Genomic DNA, 21,403 nt, shown 5'->3' on the forward strand with positions numbered 1-21,403 from the left:
GCCACTTCACCTACTTTTTATTATTGACTTTATGGGTTCAAAGCTTCTTCTATGAATTGGAGTAACACCAAAGTTATCTATGCCAGACAGATGATCCTTAGTACCATAGCCTACATTTTTGGCAAATGCGTAACCAGGAAACTCCTGATCATAATCAGCCATCATCTTATCCCGGGTTACCTTTGCTACGATAGATGCTGCCGCAATTGATAAAGAATTAGCATCCCCTTTTATAATTGATGTTTGTCCTATTGGTAAGTCCAAAGTCATGGCATCAATTAACAAATGTTCTGGTTTGGGACTAAGTTTTTCAATAGCTTCAGCCATAGCAAGCTTGGTTGCTTCATAAATATTAACATCGTCAATCACATGATTGTCCTTTATACCAATCCCGACAGCTACCGCTTCCTTCATGACCTGCTTATAAATAGCTTCATGTTTTGATTTTGGTATTTTTTTACTATCATTAAGACCTTTTATTTTGCAAAGCTTTGGTAAAATAACCGCTGCAGCTACCACTGGCCCAGCCAAAGGGCCACGTCCAACTTCATCAACACCTGCAATGAGTTCAACTCCCTGAGCATAAAGCGATTTTTCATAACTGAGCATCATCTCTAAGCGTTCTTCCTCAGCAATCTCAGCTAGGATAGCTTTACGGCGTTGCTTAATGGCAGTCTGTACACCAGCTCGACTGTCTTCCTCAAAACTTGCCCATCGATGATCGTCAAGGTCTGTCAAAGTGGCCAATTGCTCTTTGACTTCTTTAATTGTCGCCATCAGTATCGACCCCAACAATATCAAGTGTGTAACGTCCTAGTTTTCCATCACGAACTTCTTTGACAAATAGATTATAGAAACGGTCATAATCTTCACGGAAGCCAAGTTTTCGAGTCATTTCCATAATGATTTCTGGTGCCTCTTCTTCAAGGTCAATCCCTTTAAAGCGTTCCTCTAAACGTTCAGGATAGTAAGTCTTAAAATAGTTAAGGCCAAAAATCGTAACTTCATCCATTGGCAATAGCTGGTCCTTGATGGCACCGGTCAAAGCAAGTTTCAAACCGACCAATTCATCTTCAAACTTAGGCCACAAAATCCCCGGAGTATCCAGAATTTCCAAATCCTTATTTGACTTCAACCACTGTTGACCTTTTGTCACACCAGGTTTATTTCCTACAACGGCAATTTTTTTACCAGCTAAACGATTCATCAAGGTAGATTTCCCCGCATTTGGAATCCCAATAATCATGGTTCGCAAGGTCTCTTTCTGAATACCGCGTTCACGTAGTCGTTGAATCTTGTCAGCCATAAGACTCTTAGCAGCATCTGTCACCAATTTAACTGTAGATTGTTCCTTGGAATTGATGGCCAAGGTTTTAATCCCTTGACTCTCAAAATAGCTACGCCACTCTTTTGTACGATTACTATCAGCAAGGTCAGCCTTATTGAGAATTAAAAGCTTTGGTTTATCGCCAACAATTTTAGTTAGCATGGGATTTTGACTTGACAGTGGCAAACGTGCATCCACTAAAATTGTTACAAAATCAACATGCTTAAGATTCTCCTGAACTTGTCGACGAGCTTTTGACATGTGACCAGGAAACCATTGAATAGTAGCCATGTTTATCTCTCCTCTTTATTTTCTTAGTAAAATATGATTTAAACTCTTTAAAAAAAGCCAAAGACTTGGCTTTACTTTACTTATATTATATCAGATTTCGTTTAAGATGCCCAATCGATAAAAGTTGACTAAGCCTCAACAGGCATAAAGTTACCGACAATTTTACCAATAATTCGCGGATCTTCGTCATAGGGTGCGAACTTATCACCATAACGTTTATTGAGAGAAACTAAACGTAGCCCATCTTCCTCTCGATAAACCTTTTTAATATAGGTTTGCCCATCCCAGTCTACAGCATAAACAGCTCCATCATAATCAAAACCTGTTTGTTTGATTAGCACTACTTCACCATTCAGATAGGTAGGTTCCATAGAGTCTCCAAATACCCATGATGCAAAGTCATGATCTAATTCTTCATCATAAAAAACTTCATCATAATTGCCATCACCAAAGTAAGTGTAACCAGTTCCGGCTGATAAACGCTCGAAAACTTTGTATGAGTAAAGCGGAACAACAGGTGCTTTTTGCTTTTCTGCTTCTTGCTCTTCTAGGAGAGCCTTAGTGAGTCGCAAAGCTTCTTGGCGATTTTCCTCATTTAATTCCAAGTAAACTTCTACAATCTCATGTTCAGAAAGAAAATAGGTCTCAGCTACACCAAAAAGTTCGGCCAAAACCGAAAGGTTCTTTTGATTAGGTTTCGTCTTACCATTTTCCCAATTAAAATAAGAGGAGCGTGAAATTCCTAGATGCTTAGCTACTGATGCTTGGCTCATTCCTTGTGCTTCTCGAATTTCCTTAAGTCTTTGTCCTGAAAACATGGCAACCTCCGTAAGTTAATAAACTAACATAAGTTTATCAAAAAAAGCAGTTGTTTTCAAGTGAAACTAACTACTTTTACATTTCTCTTTTATCTCATTCTTTAACTAAAAATCCTAGATGGTTAAGCGCCTCTTCAATATAATCTATATCTTGCTCACTATCTGCTTCGACAAGATGATAATGAACACCGTTTGTCAAATCAGATAAGGGGTGAAAGTCATTTGACGAGGCTTGGTCTAAAAAATGACTAACATCTCGACGACAAGTCAATTTCAACAAAGTCTGAATTTCTCCATAAACTGGATGATCTATCATGATATTTTGAATACGGCCTCCATTATCAACAATAGCCAAAAGCTCATCCTCCATATCGGACACTTTATGATTCACCTTAAATAGTCGATGTACATAAGAATTGTCATCGCTACTTTTATAGATATATCCTCTATTAGTTGAAATAATCTGGGCACCATCTGCACGTAAGAGTGCAATATCTTGAACAATGATTTGACGTGTCACACCAAAGTGCTCCGCCAAACTCTGTCCATTCATTGCCTCTTTAGCTCCCTTTAAGAGTGCCAATAATTCTTGTTTTCGATTTGAAGCCATAGACCAACCATCCCTCTTTCAACTAGCGTATTTTTCGAATACTTTTGAAAATCGTTAATGCTATAACATAGTCTATCATACTATGGACAATAGTGCCAAAACCAACTAAAACAAAGAGAACGTAGAACAGTTTTTGGAAATCCTCTCCTGTTACAGAATAAAAAATCACACAAGCAAGCACTTCACCTATAGCATGGATAAGCCCTAAAACAAAATTGAAAAGTAATGATGATTTATGGTTTTCTATCGTTTGTGGAAATTTTTTCAAATAGAGTGCGCCTAAAAAGCCAAATATAATATGAGAAAAGGCTCTAAAAACAACCACAATCGGATAGCCAGCCATAAAGTATCCCAAACTAGAAGCTAAGATAACAAAAGCAGTTACCCAGGGAGATATAAACATAGCTAGAAATATTGGAACATGACTCCCCAAAGTATACGAAGCCGGTGGGATGATTAGTTTAATTGGCATGATACTTGGGATAAGGATAGCAATTGCAGTTAATAAAGCTGCAAAGGTCATTTCTTGAATTCTCTTTTTCGGTTTCATAATCTACTCCTTTTTATTGTATATACATTAGTATATTACAGTGTATAGTTATATAAGTCAATGTTTTTCAGAAAAAAACACTAGAGCAAAGTGCCCTAGCGTTCTATGTTTCTTATTTACGTTTTTTCTTAGCTTTTTTCATCTTATTAGCTTGACGCTTCATCGCATGTTTCATGGCAAATGAACCAACCTTACCTTTAAGGCCACCACCAAGCATTTGGCTAAGATCCATATTTCCAAGATCTGGCATACCAGCGCCACCCATCATGCCTTCGAGAGCAGACATATCCATATTACCCATATCAGGCATATTTGGCATGTTTTTTGGCAGATTATTTGGGTTAAGACCCATTTGACGCATCATTTGCTCCATATCACCAGACATAACACCTTGCATCATTTGTTTGGCTTGGTTGAAGTCTTTAATAAACTTGTTTACTTCGATGAAGGTATTCCCTGAACCATTGGCAATACGGCGACGACGACTTGGTGTCAAAAGATCTGGATTTTCACGTTCTTCAGGTGTCATAGATGATACGATGGCACGTTTGCGCGCAATTTGTTTCTCATCTACTTTAACATTAGCCAAGGCTGGATTGTTAGCCATACCTGGCAACATCTTAAGCAAATCCTCCATAGGACCCATATTTTGCACTTGGTCTAATTGGTCAATGAAGTCATTGAAGTCAAAGGTGTTTTCACGCATCTTTTCAGCCAACTCAAGAGATTTTTTCTCATCGTACTCTTGAGAAGCTTTTTCGATAAGGGTAAGAAGGTCACCCATACCCAAAATACGGCTTGACATACGGTCTGGGTGGAAAGTCTCGATATCCGTAATTTTCTCACCAGTACCCGTAAATTTGATTGGCTTGCCGGTAATCTCACGAATAGAGAGAGCCGCACCACCACGTGTGTCCCCATCAATTTTTGTAAGAACAACACCAGTGATATCTAGCTGTTCGTTGAACTCCTTGGCAACGTTAGCAGCTTCCTGACCAATCATGCTATCCACAACCAAGAGAATTTCGTTTGGATGAGCAAACTCCTTAATATCATGCAACTCTTGCATGAGAGTCTCGTCAATCTGCAAACGACCAGCCGTATCAATCAAGACATAGTCATTCTTATTGGCACGCGCTTGTTCCAAACCATTTTTGACAATCTCAACTGCTGGTGTCTCTGTTCCCATATCAAAAACAGGAACATTGATTTGTTGCCCCAAAGTCTTCAGCTGATCAATGGCTGCTGGACGATAGATGTCCGCAGCAATCATCATTGGACGGGCTTCTTGTTCCTTAATCAACTTATTAGCCAATTTACCAGCAAAGGTTGTCTTACCAGCCCCTTGGAGACCAACCATCATAATGATTGTTGGAATCTTTGGAGATTTCTCAATTTCAGATGTTTCAGACCCAAGAATCTCTGTCAATTCTTCATTAACAATCTTGATAATTTGTTGTGAAGCATCAAGAGTATCAATGATTTCGTGACCTACAGCACGTTCACGAACACGTTTAATAAATGTCTTAACGACTGGTAGCGCTACGTCTGCTTCAAGAAGTGCCAAACGAATCTCTTTAGTGACTTCTTGAACTTCTTTCTCTGAAAGTTTTCCTTTACGTCTTAAATTTTTGAAAACGCCTTGCAAGCGTTCCGTTAAGCTTTCAAAAGCCATATATCATTTCCTCTCTTACTTTCTGCTTGAATCTAATCTCTATTATCAATGCTGCTGAGCACAGCAATTTGTTCCTGAAGATAGCTATCGTCTGGATATTTTTCCATGATATCATCAAAAATTTGGCTACGAACGATGTAATCTGAATACATATGTAATTTCATCTCGTAAGCTTCTAAAATCTTCTCAGTACGCTTGATGTTATCATATACTGCCTGACGACTTACACCAAATTCCTCGGCAATTTCTGCCAAACTGTAATCATCCGCATAATAGAGCTCAATATAGTTCATCTGCTTATCTGTCAAAAGTGCAGCATAGAACTCAAAAAGGGCATTCATGCGATTGGTTTTTTCAATTTCCATAAGCTCCATTTTACCATAAAATCATGGTGTTAGCACGATTCTTGTGCAGAAAAAAGCAGTGACTTCTAATTGTTCTCCAAATAAAATTCAAAACGGTCACCAACATAGTAGCTTCGTACATATTCGAAAGCCTGACCGTCTTGGAGGAAGGAAATTTGTGTCAGACTCAAGAGAGCATCACCAGTCTTAACCTTGAGGTGCTTGGCTAAACTACTATTGGCCAAACTAGCTGATATGGTCTGCTGACTCTTCCCTATTTCATAGCCATTATCGGTCAGTGTCTTGAAGAAATGTTCCGTAATTTCTGACTCCTTAAAACCTCGGATAATTTTTTCAGGGATACTGGCAATCTCATAGGCAACTGGAAGATCATCCGCAAAGCGAACACGTTCCATACGAATCACATAGGACTGTGGTAAGACACCTAAATTCTTGATTTCAAATTCATTGGGATGCACACGTTTATATGAAATAAGCTCACTAGACGGTTTCTTGCCTTGAGATTTAACAATCTCTGTGAAACTCGTGGTTCCACGCATCTTTTCCTTAACTCGACTGCTGGCCACAAAAGTACCACTACCTGGTTTACGCTCTAAAATCCCCTCATCCACTAAAAGTGTTATGGCCTGACGCACAGTCATACGGCTCACATCAAAAGTGTCGCAAAGATCCCGCTCGCTAGGGAGACGTTGCCCTATTTTCCAAGTGCCGTCATCAACATCTGCCTTAATCTTATCATGTATGCGAATATATGCTGGTAGCATCTAATACCCCCTTCTTTACCCCTATTTTACAAAAAAACTAATAGAATTGTAAAGGTGACGACAAGACTTACAGTTTATCGTATAAATCTAGGTGCTAAGTCCTTAAAATTGTGATACAATGATTGCATAAGAGTCCATGTGTGACGTAAAAAGAAAGGGTAATAATGACTGACATTTCTACTTTGAATGATGTGCAGAAAATCATTGTTCTAGACTATGGTAGCCAATACAATCAGCTGATTGCACGCCGTATTCGTGAATTTGGCGTTTTCTCTGAATTGAAAAGCCATAAAATTACCGCTGATGAAGTCCGTGCCATCAATCCTATCGGTATCGTACTTTCAGGTGGTCCTAACTCTGTTTATGCCGAAGATGCCTTTGGTATTGACGAAGAAATTTTTGAACTTGGTATTCCAATTCTTGGAATCTGTTATGGAATGCAACTGTTGACCCACAAACTTGGTGGTAAAGTTGTTCCTGCTGGTGAAGCTGGTAACCGTGAGTATGGCCAATCAACACTTCGCCTTCGTGCCCAATCAGAACTCTTTGCAGGAACTCCTGAAGAACAAGTCGTTCTTATGAGCCACGGTGATGCTGTTACAGAAATTCCAGAAGGTTTCCATCTTGTTGGTGACTCAGTAGATTGCCCATTCGCCGCAATGGAAAATACTGAGAAAAACTTCTACGGTATCCAATTCCACCCAGAAGTTCGTCACTCTGTATATGGTAACGATATCTTGAAAAACTTCGCTTTCGGTATTTGTGGTGCCAAAGGTGACTGGTCAATGGCTAACTTCGTAGATATGCAAATTGCACAAATCCGTGAAACAGTTGGTGACCGTAAAGTCCTTCTTGGCCTCTCAGGTGGGGTTGATTCATCTGTTGTTGGTGTCCTTTTGCAAAAAGCTATCGGAGATCAATTGACATGTATCTTCGTTGACCACGGTCTTCTCCGTAAAGGTGAAGGTGACCAAGTTATGGAGATGCTTGGAGGTAAATTTGGCCTTAACATTATCCGTGTTGATGCTTCTAAACGCTTCCTAGATCTCTTGGCTGGTGTTGACGATCCTGAGAAAAAACGTAAAATCATAGGTAACGAGTTTGTTTACGTCTTTGATGACGAAGCAAGCAAACTTAAAGGTGTAGACTTCCTAGCTCAAGGAACACTCTACACTGATATTATTGAATCAGGTACTGAGACAGCTCAAACAATCAAATCTCACCACAATGTTGGTGGTCTTCCAGAAGACATGCAGTTCGAATTGATTGAACCACTCAACACCCTCTTCAAAGATGAAGTTCGTGCCCTTGGTACTGAAATGGGAATGCCTGATGAAGTCGTTTGGCGTCAACCTTTCCCAGGACCAGGACTTGCCATCCGTGTTATGGGTGAAATCACTGAAGAGAAACTTGAAACTGTTCGTGAGTCTGATGCTATCCTTCGTGAAGAAATTGCCAAAGCTGGTCTTGATCGTGATGTATGGCAATACTTCACTGTTAACACAGGCGTTCGCTCTGTTGGTGTTATGGGTGATGGCCGTACTTATGACTACACAATCGCTATCCGTGCTATCACTTCAATTGACGGTATGACAGCTGACTTTGCGAAACTTCCATGGGAAGTTCTTCAAAAGATTTCTGTACGTATCGTTAACGAAGTTGACCACGTTAACCGTATCGTCTACGATATTACAAGTAAACCACCTGCAACTGTAGAGTGGGAATAAAATATAAACCTAATTTAAAGTGACTTGATTGATTTAACAGCATTTTGAATTGTTTTAAAACGCTAAAATCTAATTAATTATATTTGGTTCCCTACCAAATACCCCACCAGAATTTCTTTCTGGTGGGGATTTTTTATATCTTAATTACAAAAATAAACCAATAAGCAATGTTATGGAGTCAGAAAAATTTTTCATTTTCTGATGTTCAGTATTAACTCTTACAACATACTTAGATAATGGGGAAAATTAAAATACTCAGATTGTTATTTATTTGTAAAATTTTCACTTTAACCATTTGCTATATTGCTTTCATTGACATTTAGCCCATAAATTTCAAAATCATGATAGGATCCATTATAGAACTCGAATTGGGAAATTTCTCTTTCCTTTTTAAAACCTAAACTGATTGGTATAAACTTACTTTTAACATTATCAACATCTATATAAATCAAAATCTTATCAATTTTAAATTTGGATGGAATGATTTTTATTAATTCTTTTAATCCCTGCTTTACAAAACCTTGATTTTCATATTTTTCTGATATCCAATATCCAATTTCAGCTTGATGTTTTTGTAAATCAATATTATGTATATCTATCATCCCTACTGGTTTCTGATTGACGCAAATTGTTAACATAAATAACTCATTATGCTCCATTTTTTCACGTGCATACTTTATAAACGCTCTTTCATTTTCAACACTTTTCATATCTTCCACCCAAGGAAGCCACATAGCAAGACGTTCTCGTTCAGTAGAAACAATCTCATATAACCCTTCACTATGGCTATCGGATATATATAAAAGTTGGCATCGTTTCCCACGTGATTTAAACTCTATGAATAGTTCCGAGTCCAAGTTGGTAGAATCCACTTCATACTCCTTGTTATAAATGATAATATTCTTTAACTTCTTTATTTACGAAATCATTATATAACTTTTTTACTACTTTTCAAATGACTAAAATTTTGTCTATCTTTTTGAGGACAGTACATATTACAACAACAAACGAATTAAGGTAAAACTAAAAGGACCTAGTCCTATATAGTAGAGAACTAAATCCTTCACTTAAATTATTTGTCTAACTTTCTAGTATCAGTTCAAGTTTACACCACTAGACTCTTCACATAGTCAGGATAGCATAGATAGGTGTTTGCTTACTTAGTGAAATCCAATACTTTACGTCCTTGAATTTCACCTTTTTCCATTTGATCAAAGACTTCTACTGCTGTATCAACAGGAACAGTTTCAACAACCGGTACTACCAAGCCTTGTGCACCGAAGTCAAAGGCTTCTTCCAAGTCCTTACGTGTACCTACAAGAGATCCAACAACACGGATACCATCTAGAACTGTTTTGACAATTGAGAGATCCATATATTCTGATGGGAGACCAACCGCAACGACTGTTCCACCAGCACGTACACTATCGATAGCCTGGTTGAAAGCAACCTTAGAAACCGCTGTTACAACAGCACTGTGTGTACCACCAGTTTTTTCTTGGATATAGCCTGCTACATCTTCAACTTCTTTACCGTTCACCACTAAATCAGCGCCAGATTCTTTAGCCAAATCAAGTTTATCTTGGTTGATATCAACAGCCACTACTCGTGCATTGAAAACCTTCTTAGCATATTGAATAGCCAAGTTACCTAGTCCTCCAGCACCATAAATAGCTACCCATTGACCAGGTTCAACTTTAGCTTCTTTAATAGCTTTATATGTTGTAACTCCCGCACAAGTAATAGATGAAGCTTGAGCTGGATTAAGTCCTTCTGGAACTTTCACAGCATAGTCAGCAGTAACCAAAGCATAGTCACTCATACCACCATCAACACTATAACCAGCATTTTTTACAGAACGACAGAGTGTTTCACGACCAGTTGTACAATATTCACAGTGGCCACATCCTTCGAAGAACCAAGCGATTGATACGCGGTCACCTTTTTTAAGTGTTTCAACCCCTTCGCCAACTTCTTCAACAATACCAATTCCTTCGTGTCCTAAGATACGACCGGGTACTTGGCCAAAGTCTCCATGAGCTACATGAAGGTCAGTATGGCAAACGCCACAGTACTCAACTTTAACCAAAGCTTGACCATGACCAACTACTGCTGGTTTTTCATGATCAACAACTTCAACACCTGTACTTGCTTGATTAACAACAACTGCTCTCATCTTAATTACCTCCATATGATAACTTTTAACACCTTCATTATAGCACTTACAGAGACTATGTCAACGCTTACATAAAACTTTTCTTAGCTTGCGAAAACTTTCTTGAAAACACTCTATACAAGTGGAATTGCTACTATTTCTGCTGCTGATATAGCTATATTTCAATCATTCCCAAGATATCTATACTGTCTCACAAGTGTCTTAGAATCAACTAGGCTGACTTCAAAATGGAAATAATGATTGCGTCCATCTCTGGCATTCTCTTTATTTAATAGAAAATAATTCTTTTGACTGATAGCCATTTCCCTCATAATATCATCCGTCAAAAAGGTTAAGGGAATATCCATGGCAGAATAACGATAAAAGTCTTCTTCAAATTTTAAATAGCTATCAGAAAAATAGTCAATTTGAAGTTTATCATCATAAATTTTTCTCTTCCTCATCTATGTTTTCAACCCCCAAACTAATTTCTAATATATCCTTTGTTCGAATACATTTATGTCGCTTGCAAGATTTTATAGTAACTTGATTAAAATCCAAGTCAACCACATAGCCACTACATCTACAGCGCCTACCTTGATCCTTTATCTGGAAGCTTCCCAATAATTGACCTGAATAAAGCTGGTTTAATAAAGTAAACTTCTCTAAATCATCCAAATGACTCCTAAGATTTTCTTTAGTCTTATCTTCATGTAGGGAACTTGTGTGTTCTGATAAGAAAAAGCCCATCCACTTCATCATTCCCCTATCTTGATGTTCCCTAGCTGATTGAAAGGGAAGGTAACTACGGTCTATCATTTTAAGCCATCTAATCCTCCAGCAGAGTGTCCACCAATCAGCTTACTTCGAGCAAGACTCCTAGATGCTTCCTGTAAAGCAGTTGCTTTTTGAATGGTCGTAAAGCCAAATTCCTGTCGAATACTATCTATAGCTGCCTGAAGTCTTTCTTCTTTATCAATGTCATCTGGATTATCAAATAAAGAAAGAATTTGAAGCCTTTCATCTACAAAATTTGCATAAGAGACACTGACACTTCGAACAGCCCCTCCTTGATATTTCTTCCTAAAGAGTTCAATAACATGGCTTATTAGTACTCTTGTATTATTGGCAGGTTCAATCTTCATCTGTGCTTGTAACGAACGCTTGCCCTCTAACTTTGAAAATCCAATGCTGATGGAAACTTGACAAGCTTTCTTATGGGCTCGTCTTAACCTAATAGCTACCTGTTCTGCCATCTCTCTTAGAATCAATTCAATATCAGCTTGACGCTCATAGTCTCGTGGCAAGATTTGGGAATTCCCTAAGCCATGTGACTTTGGTTTATAAGGTTTATGAACATTACTCTCATCGATACCGTTGGCATGAAAAAAGAGGTCTAAGCCCACAATACCTAACTCCTTTTTAAGAGTATCAGGATTGCTATTAGCAAGTTCTCGAATGGAGAAAATCCCTAACTTGTTTAGACGCTTCTTCATCCGCTTTCCAATCCCCCAGAAATCGGTCATATGGGGAATATTCCAAACCTTAGTCTCGACATCTTCATAGGACCAGTTGGCTCTCATAGTAGCCGTATGTTTGGCCTCATTATCAAGAGCTAACTTGGCCAATAAGGGATTGCTATTAGACATCCCAACTGTCGAGTAAATACCTGTCTCCCTCCAAATATCTCTTTGAATACGCCCTGAAATCATATCTAACTTATCTTTTCTTGTAACAGTCCTATCGGGAATAAAGTAATTCAGTGACGACGTGAGATCAATGAAACCCTCATCAATGGAATAAGGAAGAATGTCTTCCACACTGGCATAATTCTGGAAAATGTGTTGAATCTGGATATTCTTTTTTATATAGAGATCCATTCTAGGAGGAACGATAAAGGTAACTTTGGCCCAAGATTCGATATAATCTACAAAATCTCTATCCGTTGGAAGTCCTTGCTTTTTGGCATTATAATAATGAAACTTACGAGAATGAATGTCAAAAGGTAAGTCATAAGAACGACTAACATTTGACTTGCCAAAGACCTGCTTAAATATGGGAGAAGAGGCTAGTATCAAACCATTAGCATTTTCAGCCCTACTCATCACACATAGAGAAGTCTTAAGAGGATGCAGTCCACGTTCAACACACTCCACACTTGCATAGAAAGATTTCATATCTACAAAAGCAATATCACTTTTCGGTTCTCTTGAATAATCAAAATATCCCATGCTTACCCTTTCGTTAGTTTATAAACTAACATTAGTATAAAATATAACTTGTTTTATTTCAAGTATTTTCCACAAAAAAATAACAACATCCCTTCTAGAATGTTGTTATCCTTCTATTTTTTCCCTTTAACTTGGTCGGTGGCAACATCTTCGCCAAACCATTTGTCAGAAATCTTTTGGAATTCTCCATTTTTATAAAGGGTTCTAAATCCTTGATTGATTTTTTTAATAAGTGTCTTATCTGCCTTACGAGCACCTACAGCAAAGCTTTCACCCTCGTAACCAGCAGGCATAACGTTATACTGATCCAGAACTCCTGATTTTTCTAAGTAGTAATTAGCATACACACGGTCAATCAATAGGCCGTCAATACGTCCACTATCAAGGTCAATCAAGGCCTGAGTAAAGGTCGAATATTGGACTGCTTTTTGGTTGGTCACGATATCCTTCAAAATCTTCGGAGAAGCATTGAAAGCATCATAACCGGAAGAGCCTGCTTGGGCACCTAAGGTCTTACCTGCCATTCCTGCAACAGAATCAATTCCCGAAGACTTTTTGGTTACCAGTACTTGTTCATTGACCATATAAGGCACTGTAAAGTCTGCAGACTGCTTACGCTCATCCGTGACCGAGTAACCATTCCAAATAAGATCAATTGTCCCATTCTTCAGTTCTGTTTCTTTCATATCCCAGTCAATAGCCTGCCATTCGACATCGATACCATACAATTTAAAAACTGCAGTGGCAAGATCAATATCAAAACCAACATAGCTACCATCCTTTTCCTCATATCCCATAGGAACAAAGGTCGCATCAAAACCAATTTTGATTTTCTTTTCTTTGGTATAGGTTTGCCACTGATCTTTCTGAGTTGCAAAATGTGAGCGCGAGCTACAAGCTGATAGCGCAAACAAAGGCAAAATGACAAGACAGCCTAGCAAAATCGTTTTTACTATTTTTTTCATGGAAAATCCTCACTATTTTGGATTGATAGTGACAATCTCATCGGCGATGTGCTGTGCAAACTGCATATCATGAGTGATAACGATTTGCGTAATCCCAGTCTCACGATTCTGCAAAATCAATTTCTCAACTTCTTGACGCAACTCAGGGTCAAGAGCTGATGTTGGTTCATCATAGCCGACAATTTTCGGATCAATCATCATAGCACGCGCAAATGCAACACGTTGTTTTTGTCCCCCAGAAAGAGAGTAAGGATAAGCATTTCCGTGAGCTCCAAGACCTAAACGGTCAAGTAGGGCTTGAGCTTTTTTCTGGGCATCTTCCTTAGACATTCCCATCGTCTTAATTGGCGAAAGCGTTAGGTTATCTAAGACTGTCAAGTGCGGAAACAGTTGGAAATCTTGGAAGACAAAACCTAGCAAGTTACGACTTTCCATCTGATCCAAAGGAATCTCTTCATTTTCATAAATAATTTGTCCTGAATCAATGGTTTCAAGTCCTGCTAGCATACGCAAGAGAGTCGTTTTACCACCACCAGATGGTCCGACAATAGCTAAGATTTTCCCTTCTTCGACAGTTAGGTTATAGTTATCAAAAATTTTGTGTTGACCAAATTGCTTGGAAATATTTTTTAATTCTAACATAAGGTCTCCTATTTATAATAGTTGAATTTCTTTTCGATGTGTTTTGAAGCCACAGTCACCACACCCACAAGGATAAGATAGATAGCTCCAGCCACAAACATCGGTGCTAAGGTCGCATCACGGTTCGCAGCGGTACGACTCTCCAAAAGAAGGTCTCCAACCCCAAGCACATAAACCAATGATGAATCCTTAACCAAGTTAATAATCTCGTTGAAGATACTTGGCAAGACAATCTTGACTACCTGAGGAAGGATAATGTAGCGGATGGTTTGGAAAGGACTAAGTTTAAGCATTTTTGCTGCTTCATATTGTCCTTTCGGAATAGCCAAGATTCCTCCACGGAAAATCTCTGCGAAATAAGCTGCATAATTAAGCGTAAAAGCAAGAATAGCAGCTGGCAGACGGTCAAAGACAATCCCAACACTTGGAAGAACGTAATAAACGAAGATCAATTGTAAAAGGAGGGGTGTTCCACGCATAATCCAAACATAAAGGGTTAGCAACCAATTTAAAGGTTTGAATTTAATCTGCATTAAGAAAGCAAGTACAATCCCTAATGGAATCGACAGTACGATAACAATGAAGAATACTTGAAGTGTGACTACCGCACCGTTCAAAAGGGCTGGTAATACTTCCAAAACGTATGACATATAAACTCCTATAATTATTTAGTATTGTTGAATATTATACCAAATTATTTAAAAAAATGATATAAGATTTTGAAAATAGTAAAAAGGAGTGCGACTAGACCCATTTTTCAAAATGAGTTCATAGTCACACTCCTGAGAGACTTAAATAGTCTGTCCTGAGAAACAAACAATACTTAAGTCTAGCATCTCTAAAGCTTATTTTAGATTTTCTTAACAAATTCAGATTTAAGTTTCATAGCACCAAAACCATCAATCTTACAATCAATGTTGTGGTCACCTTCAACCAAACGAATATTTTTAACACGTGTGCCTTGTTTAATATCTTTTGGCGCACCTTTAACTTTCAAATCTTTGATAACTGTAACAGTGTCACCGTCAGCAAGACGTGTGCCATTGCTATCAAGAACCACAAGCCCTTCTTCTTCTGCAACTTCGTTTGGATCCCACTCATAGGCACATTCAGGACATACAAGTAAGATTCCATCTTCATAAACATACTCTGAGTTACATTTTGGACAATTTGGTAATGACATAATTCTCTCCTAAGATTGTGATATAGATACTATTCTACTTTAGATTTCCTAATTAAGCAAGGGTGAAAACGATAAAAACAAACAACATCCCTTACACTGTAAGAGATGTTGGTATTTTTATTCAACAGTAACTGATTTAGCTAAGTTACGTGGTTTATCAACGTCGAGTCCACGATGGAGTGTTGCAAAATAAGCAATCAATTGTGTCGGTACAACCATTGAAATTGGTGACAAGTAAGGGTGAACGTTATTAAGAACGATGTCATCGCCTTCTTTAGCAACATTTTCCTCAGCAATAGTCAACACTTTAGCACCACGTGCTGCAACCTCTTGGATATTACCACGAGTGTGGCTAGCAAGAACAGCGTCAGACAAGAGGGCAATAACAGGTGTACCATCTTCGATCAAAGCAATTGTTCCGTGTTTCAACTCACCTGCTGCAAAACCTTCACATTGGATATATGAGATTTCTTTCAATTTAAGACTAGCTTCCATAGCAACGTAGTAATCTTGACCACGACCAATATAGAAAGCATTACGTGTTTCTGCAAGAAGAGCTGCCACTTTCTCGTCAATAACTTCTTTTTCAGAGAGTGTTGATTCGATAGATTGTGCTACAAGTGACAATTCATGTACCAAGTCGAAAGCTTTAGCTTTTTCATTACCATTAGCCTCACCAACTGCTTTAGCCAAGAAGGCAAGAGCTGCAATCTGAGCAGTATAAGCTTTAGTAGAAGCTACGGCAATTTCTGGGCCAGCGTGAAGAAGCATGGTGTGGTCAGCTTCACGAGAAAGAGTAGATCCCGGAACGTTTGTCACTGTCAAACTTGGAATACCCAACTCGTTAGCTTTAACAAGAACCTGACGGCTATCTGCTGTTTCACCTGATTGGCTAATAAAGACAAAGAGAGGTTTCTTGCTAAGGAGTGGCATACCATAACCCCACTCAGAAGAAATACCAAGCTCAACTGGTGTATCTGTCAACTCTTCAAGCATCTTCTTAGAAGCAAAACCAGCATGATATGATGTTCCTGCCGCAAGAATATAGATACGATCAGCCTCTTGAACAGCCTTGATAATATCAGCATCTACAGTCACTTGCCCCTTGTCATCTGTGTAGGCTTGGATAAGCTTACGCATCACTGTTGGTTGCTCATCGATTTCTTTGAGCATGTAGTAAGGGTAAGTGCCTTTACCAATATCAGATAGGTCAAGTTCAGCTGTATAGCTATCACGTTCTTTTACATTGCCATCATAATCTTGAACTTCAACACTATCAGCTTTCACGATAACTAACTCTTGATCGTGAATTTCCATGTATTGATTAGTTTCGCGAATCATAGCCATGGCATCTGAGCAGACCATGTTATAGCCATCACCAAGACCAATCAAAAGTGGTGATTTGTTTTTTGCCACGTAAATTGTTGAGGAATCTTCAGAATCCATGAGGGCAAAGGCATATGATCCACGGATAATGTGAAGAGCTTTCTTGAATGCTTCAAGAGTTGACAAACCATCTTCTTCAACGAATTTTCCAATCAAGTGAACTGCAATTTCAGTATCGGTTTGACCTTTGAAATGGTGACCAGCAAGGTATTCTTCCTTAATTTCAAGATAGTTTTCAATAACACCATTGTGAACCAAAACAAAACGTTCTGTTTCTGAGCGGTGTGGGTGAGCATTGTCCTCTGTTGGTTTACCGTGAGTTGCCCAACGAGTATGTCCAATACCGGCTGTGCCTTCTACTCCTTCAGTTTTAGCAGCAAGTTCCGCAATACGGCCAACAGCCTTAACCAATTGACTAGATGCATCGCCCGCTACAAAGATACCAGCTGAATCATAACCACGGTATTCTAGCTTTTCAAGTCCTTGAATCAAGATATCAGTTGCATTTGTGTTACCTACAACACCAACAATTCCACACATATTTTTAATAATAACCTCAGATCAAAGAGGTCATGTCTCCTTCATTTAAAATTGGTATAGTCAATAAGCTCTTTAAAAAGCTTAACGAGGACAGTATATTCCATATATTTGACATTGTCAAGTATAAAAATTGGTATAGTCCTAAAAAGACTTTTTACTCGCCTCTTATCCTAAGGAATAATCCTTAAAATATGCTATAATAAGGCTATGCGAATTCAACAATTACATTATATTATCAAAATCGTCGAAACCGGCTCAATGAATGAAGCTGCAAAACAACTTTTCATCACACAACCAAGTCTTTCAAATGCTGTTCGTGACTTGGAAAGAGAAATGGGAATTGATATCTTTATCCGTAACCCTAAGGGAATCACCTTAACCAAGGATGGCGTTGAATTTCTCTCTTATGCCCGTCAGGTAGTGGAACAAACGAATCTCTTGGAAGAACGCTACAAGAGTCACACAGAGACACGTGAATTGTTTAGTGTTTCCTCTCAACACTACGCTTTTGTTGTCAATGCTTTCGTCTCACTTCTCAAAAGAGCTGATATGACACGTTACGAGCTCTTCTTACGTGAAACACGTACTTACGAAATTATTGAGGACGTTAAGAACTTCCGTTCAGAAATTGGTGTTCTCTTCCTTAACAGCTATAACCGAGATGTCTTGACTAAGATGTTTGACGACAACCGTCTCACATATACTAGTCTCTTCAAAGCTAGACCACATATCTTTGTCAGCAAGTCAAATCCCTTGGCAAAGCATGAAGTTGTCTCTTTAGAAGATTTAGAAGACTTCCCATACCTTAGCTACGACCAAGGGATTCATAATTCCTTCTACTATTCTGAAGAGATTCTCTCTCAGATTCCCCATAAAAAATCCATCGTGGTTTCAGACCGTGCAACACTCTTCAACCTATTAATCGGTTTGGATGGTTACACCATTGCTACAGGTATTTTAAATAGTAATTTGAATGGAGATAACATTGTCTCTATCCCGCTTGATATTGATGATGAAATTGATATTGTTTACTTGAAACATGAAAAGGCAACCCTCTCTAAAATGGGGGAAAAATTCCTAGATAACCTCGTTAAAGAAGTCACTTTTGACAACTAATAGATTTAGTCCCCTGCATATAATGTTGGGGACTTTTTATCGCCCAAACTGTCCAATTTTAGTGCACAAAAAAAAGAGCCTTTCGACTCTCATCATTATTTATAATTTTTATAGCTTGCCCAAGCCTCATCTATAGATAAAGTCTCAGCATCTGTGTATGAGCCCCTATAGCTGTTCCAAACAAGGCCACTTGTTGAACCAGTTGCTTGGGTAACTGGAGCTTGATCATAAGCAGTCAAACCATAGTATGCAATAATGCTATTTAATTTAGACGCGTAAAGACTGTCAGTTGCATAAGTTCCTGTCAGTGCTTGAGTGGCATCTGCATAACTACTTGTATTTGATTTCCAAGTACCAGCATAAGTTGATGACGTCATCAAAGCAGCATAATCAGCTAAAGAATCGCTTAGACTTCCATAAGAACGGAAAGGTTCATCAATCTCATAAGTCTTCCCTGTACCATCGTCTTCCCATGTACGCATGGTCACAGAATTCCCATTATAAGTGCCCTTAATCCCGAAGAAGTTGTAATAAGGAGCTTGACTCAGACCAGACTGACCTGAATTTGATTCCAGAATGGCTTGAGCAATTAGAACAGAAGCATAGATATTGTAATCTTGACCAATCTGTCTAGCAGTCTCTCCGATACTATCAATAAAAGCCGTCGTAGTTTGATTGTAGGCAGCTTCTGCTTTAGCATTAACACTGTTATCATTTTTTCTATCTGTTGTAAAAGCTAGAACCAAAAAAAGTGAACACATAAAAGCTCCCACGATAAAAATCATATACTTCTTTAAATGACGATACATACAACCCTTCCTTCATAAGATTTTCGATTATAATATTTTAATACTATTCTATCAGAAAAACTGACAAGTCGCAACTTTCAGACCTATTTTCCTTGATAAATAAAGCAAATGTCATCTTTACATCATATTTATAATAAGCTATAATATAGTCAAATTTTAAGGAGATAGATGAATGAAAATAAAAGAATTCTTACCCGGATTAAGTATTGCAATACTTATATCTCTCCTAGCATGGTTCCTTGGAAACTTGTTCCCTATTATTGGTGGACCTGTCCTTGGTTTATTTATAGGACTTCTGCTAGGAATAATTCTAAGAGATTCACAGAAACTTAAAGCAGGAATGCAATTCACATCTAAAAAAGTATTACAATACGCTGTTATTCTTCTTGGATTTGGACTAAATCTTTCCCAAGTCTTTAAGGTTGGCGTAACATCACTTCCCATTATTCTAGTAACTATTACTACGGCACTGCTTACTGCTTATGCCGTTCATCGCATGTTCAAGTTAGATAGTGAAATTGCTACTTTAGTAGGTGTTGGTTCTTCTATTTGTGGGGGCTCTGCTATCGCTGCAACTGCTCCTGTAATCAAGGCTAAAGATGAATCTATTGCAACAGCAATCTCTGTAATTTTCTTTTTCAACATCTTAGCAGCTCTACTCTTCCCTCACTTGGGATCCTGGTTGGGACTTAGCAATCAAGGCTTTGCCATATTTGCTGGAACAGCTGTCAATGATACTTCTTCTGTAACTGCTACAGCAAGCTCTTGGGATAGCTTACATGGAACATCCATTCTAGAGCAGGCGACAATTGTTAAGTTGACTCGAACGCTTGCTATCATCCCTATAACTCTTGGGCTTTCTGTATGGCAGTCGCGAAAGTACAATACAAAGGAAGCATTCTCGCTAGCCAAAGCAGTGCCTAACTTTATCCTTTGGTTCCTTTTGGCCTCACTGATTACAACTGTTTCAATGTCACTCGGTGTAACACCTGCCGTCTTTTCACCTTTAAAAGACCTTTCGAAATTTATGATTATTATGGCCATGGCAGCTATTGGTTTCCAAACAAATCTCAAACAACTAATCACTAAAGGAGGCTCAGCACTTCTAGTGGGAGGAGTTTGTTGGTTATTAATCAGTCTTGCTTCTCTTCTCATGCAAAAGCTATTAGGACTTTGGTAAAAGACATCTAAAAAACTCACAATCTTGCTAAGTTTGTGAGTTTTTATTATAGAATCATTTTTTATACTCAAAGACATAGGTTTGAATAACCTTGTCCCCATCGTTTGTTACTTTCAAATCAACATTGTAGCTCTTGGTTTCACCACTAATATCCTGAACCTTATAATCATCATCTTTTTTTACCGAAGAGGTGGTCTGCCCTGAATAATGCTTTACTTCATGACTTGAAGTTCTGTCTAGAGAAAAAGGAATGAGCCCGTTTAAAGAATATAGCCCATACAAAATAAGACATAAAAAGCTCAGTGACGCAAGGCTCACCAAATAATATTTAACAAAAGCCCCCAATTTCAACCCCTGTTTACTCACTTAGTTATTATCTTCCTTTAACTTAACATTCTTTTTATTAGAGTATTTTCAAATTTTATTTTACACACATTTGGGTATTTTGTCAAATTATTTGATATTTAAAACAGAACCTATATTTTTCTATATACTAAAAGCCGTTAGTCATCTAACGGCTATTTTTTATTTCTGAGATAACGTATTCTAGACGGCTATAGAGACCAAGTAATAAGTCGTAACTTCGATTTTCATTTTCTTTCAAAACAGTGAAAACTGTTGTACTATAGGTAAATTCAAAGAAGTCATCTAATTCCTTGAGCCAGTCATCAATAACCCCTAAATTTTGATCAATGATTGCAAACAAACTTGGTTGATACCAGATTGTACCTTCGATATAAAGGTTTTTGTCAGATAATTTAGATAGGGATACTTTCAAGTCAGCAAGCTCTCGTTTAGCAAGATTCGGTTCAATCTTTAAATCAAAAAGCAAGCGTGCATCATGATTTAGAATATCGAGTTCTGCTTGAAGCAGTTGAATATAATGTATCGCTACTAAATACTGGTTCATGGGTCTCTCCTGGTCATCTGAAAATCGTACTATTATTGTACCACTAAAGAATGAAAAAATGTAGTAATTATTTAATTTTTTACAGGATTTTTTTAGAAATAATACCATGCTTTAAATTTCTATTTAAAAATAATGACACTAGCGATTTTCTAAGAGTTT

General features: G+C 38.1%; 24 protein-coding genes. 3 read left to right on the forward strand and 21 right to left on the reverse strand.

All coding sequences use genetic code 11. The features are described 5' to 3' along the window. Positions 1–6: 6 nt before the first annotated feature. The 8 genes from A6J31_RS04740 to A6J31_RS04775 all read right to left on the reverse strand — a co-directional run bounded on the left by A6J31_RS04740 (position 7) and on the right by A6J31_RS04775 (position 6,400). Positions 7–777 (reverse strand): ribonuclease HII, encoded by a 771-nt coding sequence (locus A6J31_RS04740; protein WP_080610565.1) that lies wholly within the window; start codon positions 775–777, stop codon positions 7–9. Then, the gene (ylqF, locus tag A6J31_RS04745; RefSeq protein ID WP_014634567.1) at positions 764–1,618 is read right to left on the reverse strand and encodes a ribosome biogenesis GTPase YlqF; all 855 of its coding nucleotides are present in this window, start codon (positions 1,616–1,618) and stop codon (positions 764–766) included. Before ylqF ends, A6J31_RS04740 begins: the two co-directional genes overlap by 14 nt. Positions 1,619–1,746: 128 nt before the next feature. After that, positions 1,747–2,436, reverse strand: coding sequence for an XRE family transcriptional regulator (locus A6J31_RS04750; RefSeq protein ID WP_013990509.1), 690 nt, complete (start codon positions 2,434–2,436; stop codon positions 1,747–1,749). A gap of 94 nt (positions 2,437–2,530) precedes the next feature. After that, complete coding sequence (locus A6J31_RS04755) at positions 2,531–3,046, reverse strand: transcription repressor NadR (protein WP_080610566.1); 516 nt, start codon at positions 3,044–3,046, stop codon at positions 2,531–2,533. A gap of 22 nt (positions 3,047–3,068) precedes the next feature. Beyond that, positions 3,069–3,596, reverse strand: a complete 528-nt coding sequence (locus A6J31_RS04760) for an ECF transporter S component (RefSeq protein ID WP_002883896.1) — start codon at positions 3,594–3,596, stop codon at positions 3,069–3,071. Positions 3,597–3,708: 112 nt separating this feature from the next. Then, complete coding sequence (gene ffh / locus A6J31_RS04765; RefSeq protein ID WP_022496665.1) at positions 3,709–5,271, reverse strand: signal recognition particle protein; 1,563 nt, start codon at positions 5,269–5,271, stop codon at positions 3,709–3,711. Between the two features lie 32 nt (positions 5,272–5,303). After that, positions 5,304–5,636, reverse strand: coding sequence for a putative DNA-binding protein (locus A6J31_RS04770; protein WP_002883908.1), 333 nt, complete (start codon positions 5,634–5,636; stop codon positions 5,304–5,306). Between the two features lie 65 nt (positions 5,637–5,701). Beyond that, entirely contained in the window at positions 5,702–6,400 is a 699-nt protein-coding gene (locus tag A6J31_RS04775) for a GntR family transcriptional regulator (protein WP_002883912.1), read from the reverse strand. A gap of 164 nt (positions 6,401–6,564) precedes the next feature. On the opposite strand from A6J31_RS04775, the gene guaA reads away from it, so the two are divergent. Beyond that, positions 6,565–8,127: a glutamine-hydrolyzing GMP synthase gene (guaA, locus tag A6J31_RS04780; protein WP_014633063.1), complete on the forward strand. Its 1,563-nt coding sequence runs from the start codon at positions 6,565–6,567 to the stop codon at positions 8,125–8,127. A 287-nt stretch (positions 8,128–8,414) separates the two neighbouring features. On the opposite strand, the gene A6J31_RS04785 is transcribed toward guaA, so the two are convergent. The 10 genes from A6J31_RS04785 to glmS form a co-directional block, all read right to left on the reverse strand. Then, entirely contained in the window at positions 8,415–8,999 is a 585-nt protein-coding gene (locus tag A6J31_RS04785; RefSeq protein ID WP_080610567.1) for a GNAT family N-acetyltransferase, read from the reverse strand. 284 nt (positions 9,000–9,283) lie between these two features. Continuing rightward, the gene (gene adhP / locus A6J31_RS04790) at positions 9,284–10,303 is read right to left on the reverse strand and encodes an alcohol dehydrogenase AdhP (protein ID WP_014634571.1); all 1,020 of its coding nucleotides are present in this window, start codon (positions 10,301–10,303) and stop codon (positions 9,284–9,286) included. Between the two features lie 161 nt (positions 10,304–10,464). Next, positions 10,465–10,746: a DUF5960 family protein gene (locus tag A6J31_RS04795; protein ID WP_002891080.1), complete on the reverse strand. Its 282-nt coding sequence runs from the start codon at positions 10,744–10,746 to the stop codon at positions 10,465–10,467. Further along, positions 10,724–11,101 (reverse strand): hypothetical protein, encoded by a 378-nt coding sequence (locus A6J31_RS04800; protein ID WP_037604998.1) that lies wholly within the window; start codon positions 11,099–11,101, stop codon positions 10,724–10,726. The genes A6J31_RS04795 and A6J31_RS04800 overlap by 23 nt, the downstream gene beginning before the upstream one ends. After that, positions 11,098–12,513 (reverse strand): Y-family DNA polymerase, encoded by a 1,416-nt coding sequence (locus A6J31_RS04805; protein WP_080610568.1) that lies wholly within the window; start codon positions 12,511–12,513, stop codon positions 11,098–11,100. Before A6J31_RS04805 ends, A6J31_RS04800 begins: the two co-directional genes overlap by 4 nt. A 113-nt stretch (positions 12,514–12,626) precedes the next feature. After that, a complete protein-coding gene (locus A6J31_RS04810) occupies positions 12,627–13,478 on the reverse strand; it encodes an amino acid ABC transporter substrate-binding protein (protein ID WP_002891085.1) in 852 nt (283 codons plus the stop codon). 12 nt (positions 13,479–13,490) lie between these two features. Further along, the gene (locus tag A6J31_RS04815) at positions 13,491–14,120 is read right to left on the reverse strand and encodes an amino acid ABC transporter ATP-binding protein (RefSeq protein ID WP_002891086.1); all 630 of its coding nucleotides are present in this window, start codon (positions 14,118–14,120) and stop codon (positions 13,491–13,493) included. 8 nt (positions 14,121–14,128) lie between these two features. Then, the gene (locus A6J31_RS04820) at positions 14,129–14,770 is read right to left on the reverse strand and encodes an amino acid ABC transporter permease (protein ID WP_002891087.1); all 642 of its coding nucleotides are present in this window, start codon (positions 14,768–14,770) and stop codon (positions 14,129–14,131) included. A gap of 200 nt (positions 14,771–14,970) precedes the next feature. Then, on the reverse strand, positions 14,971–15,303 hold the full coding sequence (locus tag A6J31_RS04825; protein ID WP_002891088.1) for a zinc ribbon domain-containing protein YjdM: 333 nt from the start codon (positions 15,301–15,303) through the stop codon (positions 14,971–14,973). Between the two features lie 117 nt (positions 15,304–15,420). After that, positions 15,421–17,229: a glutamine--fructose-6-phosphate transaminase (isomerizing) gene (glmS, locus tag A6J31_RS04830; protein WP_080610569.1), complete on the reverse strand. Its 1,809-nt coding sequence runs from the start codon at positions 17,227–17,229 to the stop codon at positions 15,421–15,423. 207 nt (positions 17,230–17,436) lie between these two features. On the opposite strand from glmS, the gene A6J31_RS04835 reads away from it, so the two are divergent. Beyond that, positions 17,437–18,345, forward strand: a complete 909-nt coding sequence (locus tag A6J31_RS04835) for a LysR family transcriptional regulator (protein ID WP_002891090.1) — start codon at positions 17,437–17,439, stop codon at positions 18,343–18,345. A 95-nt stretch (positions 18,346–18,440) separates the two neighbouring features. On the opposite strand, the gene A6J31_RS04840 is transcribed toward A6J31_RS04835, so the two are convergent. After that, positions 18,441–19,154: a glycoside hydrolase family 73 protein gene (locus A6J31_RS04840; protein ID WP_037600011.1), complete on the reverse strand. Its 714-nt coding sequence runs from the start codon at positions 19,152–19,154 to the stop codon at positions 18,441–18,443. A gap of 172 nt (positions 19,155–19,326) precedes the next feature. Between A6J31_RS04840 and A6J31_RS04845 the strand changes: the two genes are divergently transcribed. Beyond that, positions 19,327–20,334 carry a YeiH family protein gene (locus tag A6J31_RS04845; RefSeq protein ID WP_080610570.1) on the forward strand — a complete coding sequence of 336 codons (1,008 nt, stop codon included), beginning with the start codon at positions 19,327–19,329 and terminating at the stop codon, positions 20,332–20,334. Between the two features lie 54 nt (positions 20,335–20,388). Here the strand turns inward: A6J31_RS04845 and A6J31_RS04850 are convergent, their stop codons facing one another. Continuing rightward, entirely contained in the window at positions 20,389–20,700 is a 312-nt protein-coding gene (locus tag A6J31_RS04850; RefSeq protein WP_002891096.1) for a hypothetical protein, read from the reverse strand. 145 nt (positions 20,701–20,845) lie between these two features. After that, positions 20,846–21,244, reverse strand: coding sequence for a hypothetical protein (locus A6J31_RS04855; protein ID WP_004182057.1), 399 nt, complete (start codon positions 21,242–21,244; stop codon positions 20,846–20,848). Positions 21,245–21,403: the final 159 nt, after the last annotated feature.

Origin of the sequence: Streptococcus sp. FDAARGOS_192 (genome assembly GCF_002073815.2) — a bacterium.
Taxonomy (GTDB): domain Bacteria; phylum Bacillota; class Bacilli; order Lactobacillales; family Streptococcaceae; genus Streptococcus; species Streptococcus salivarius_H.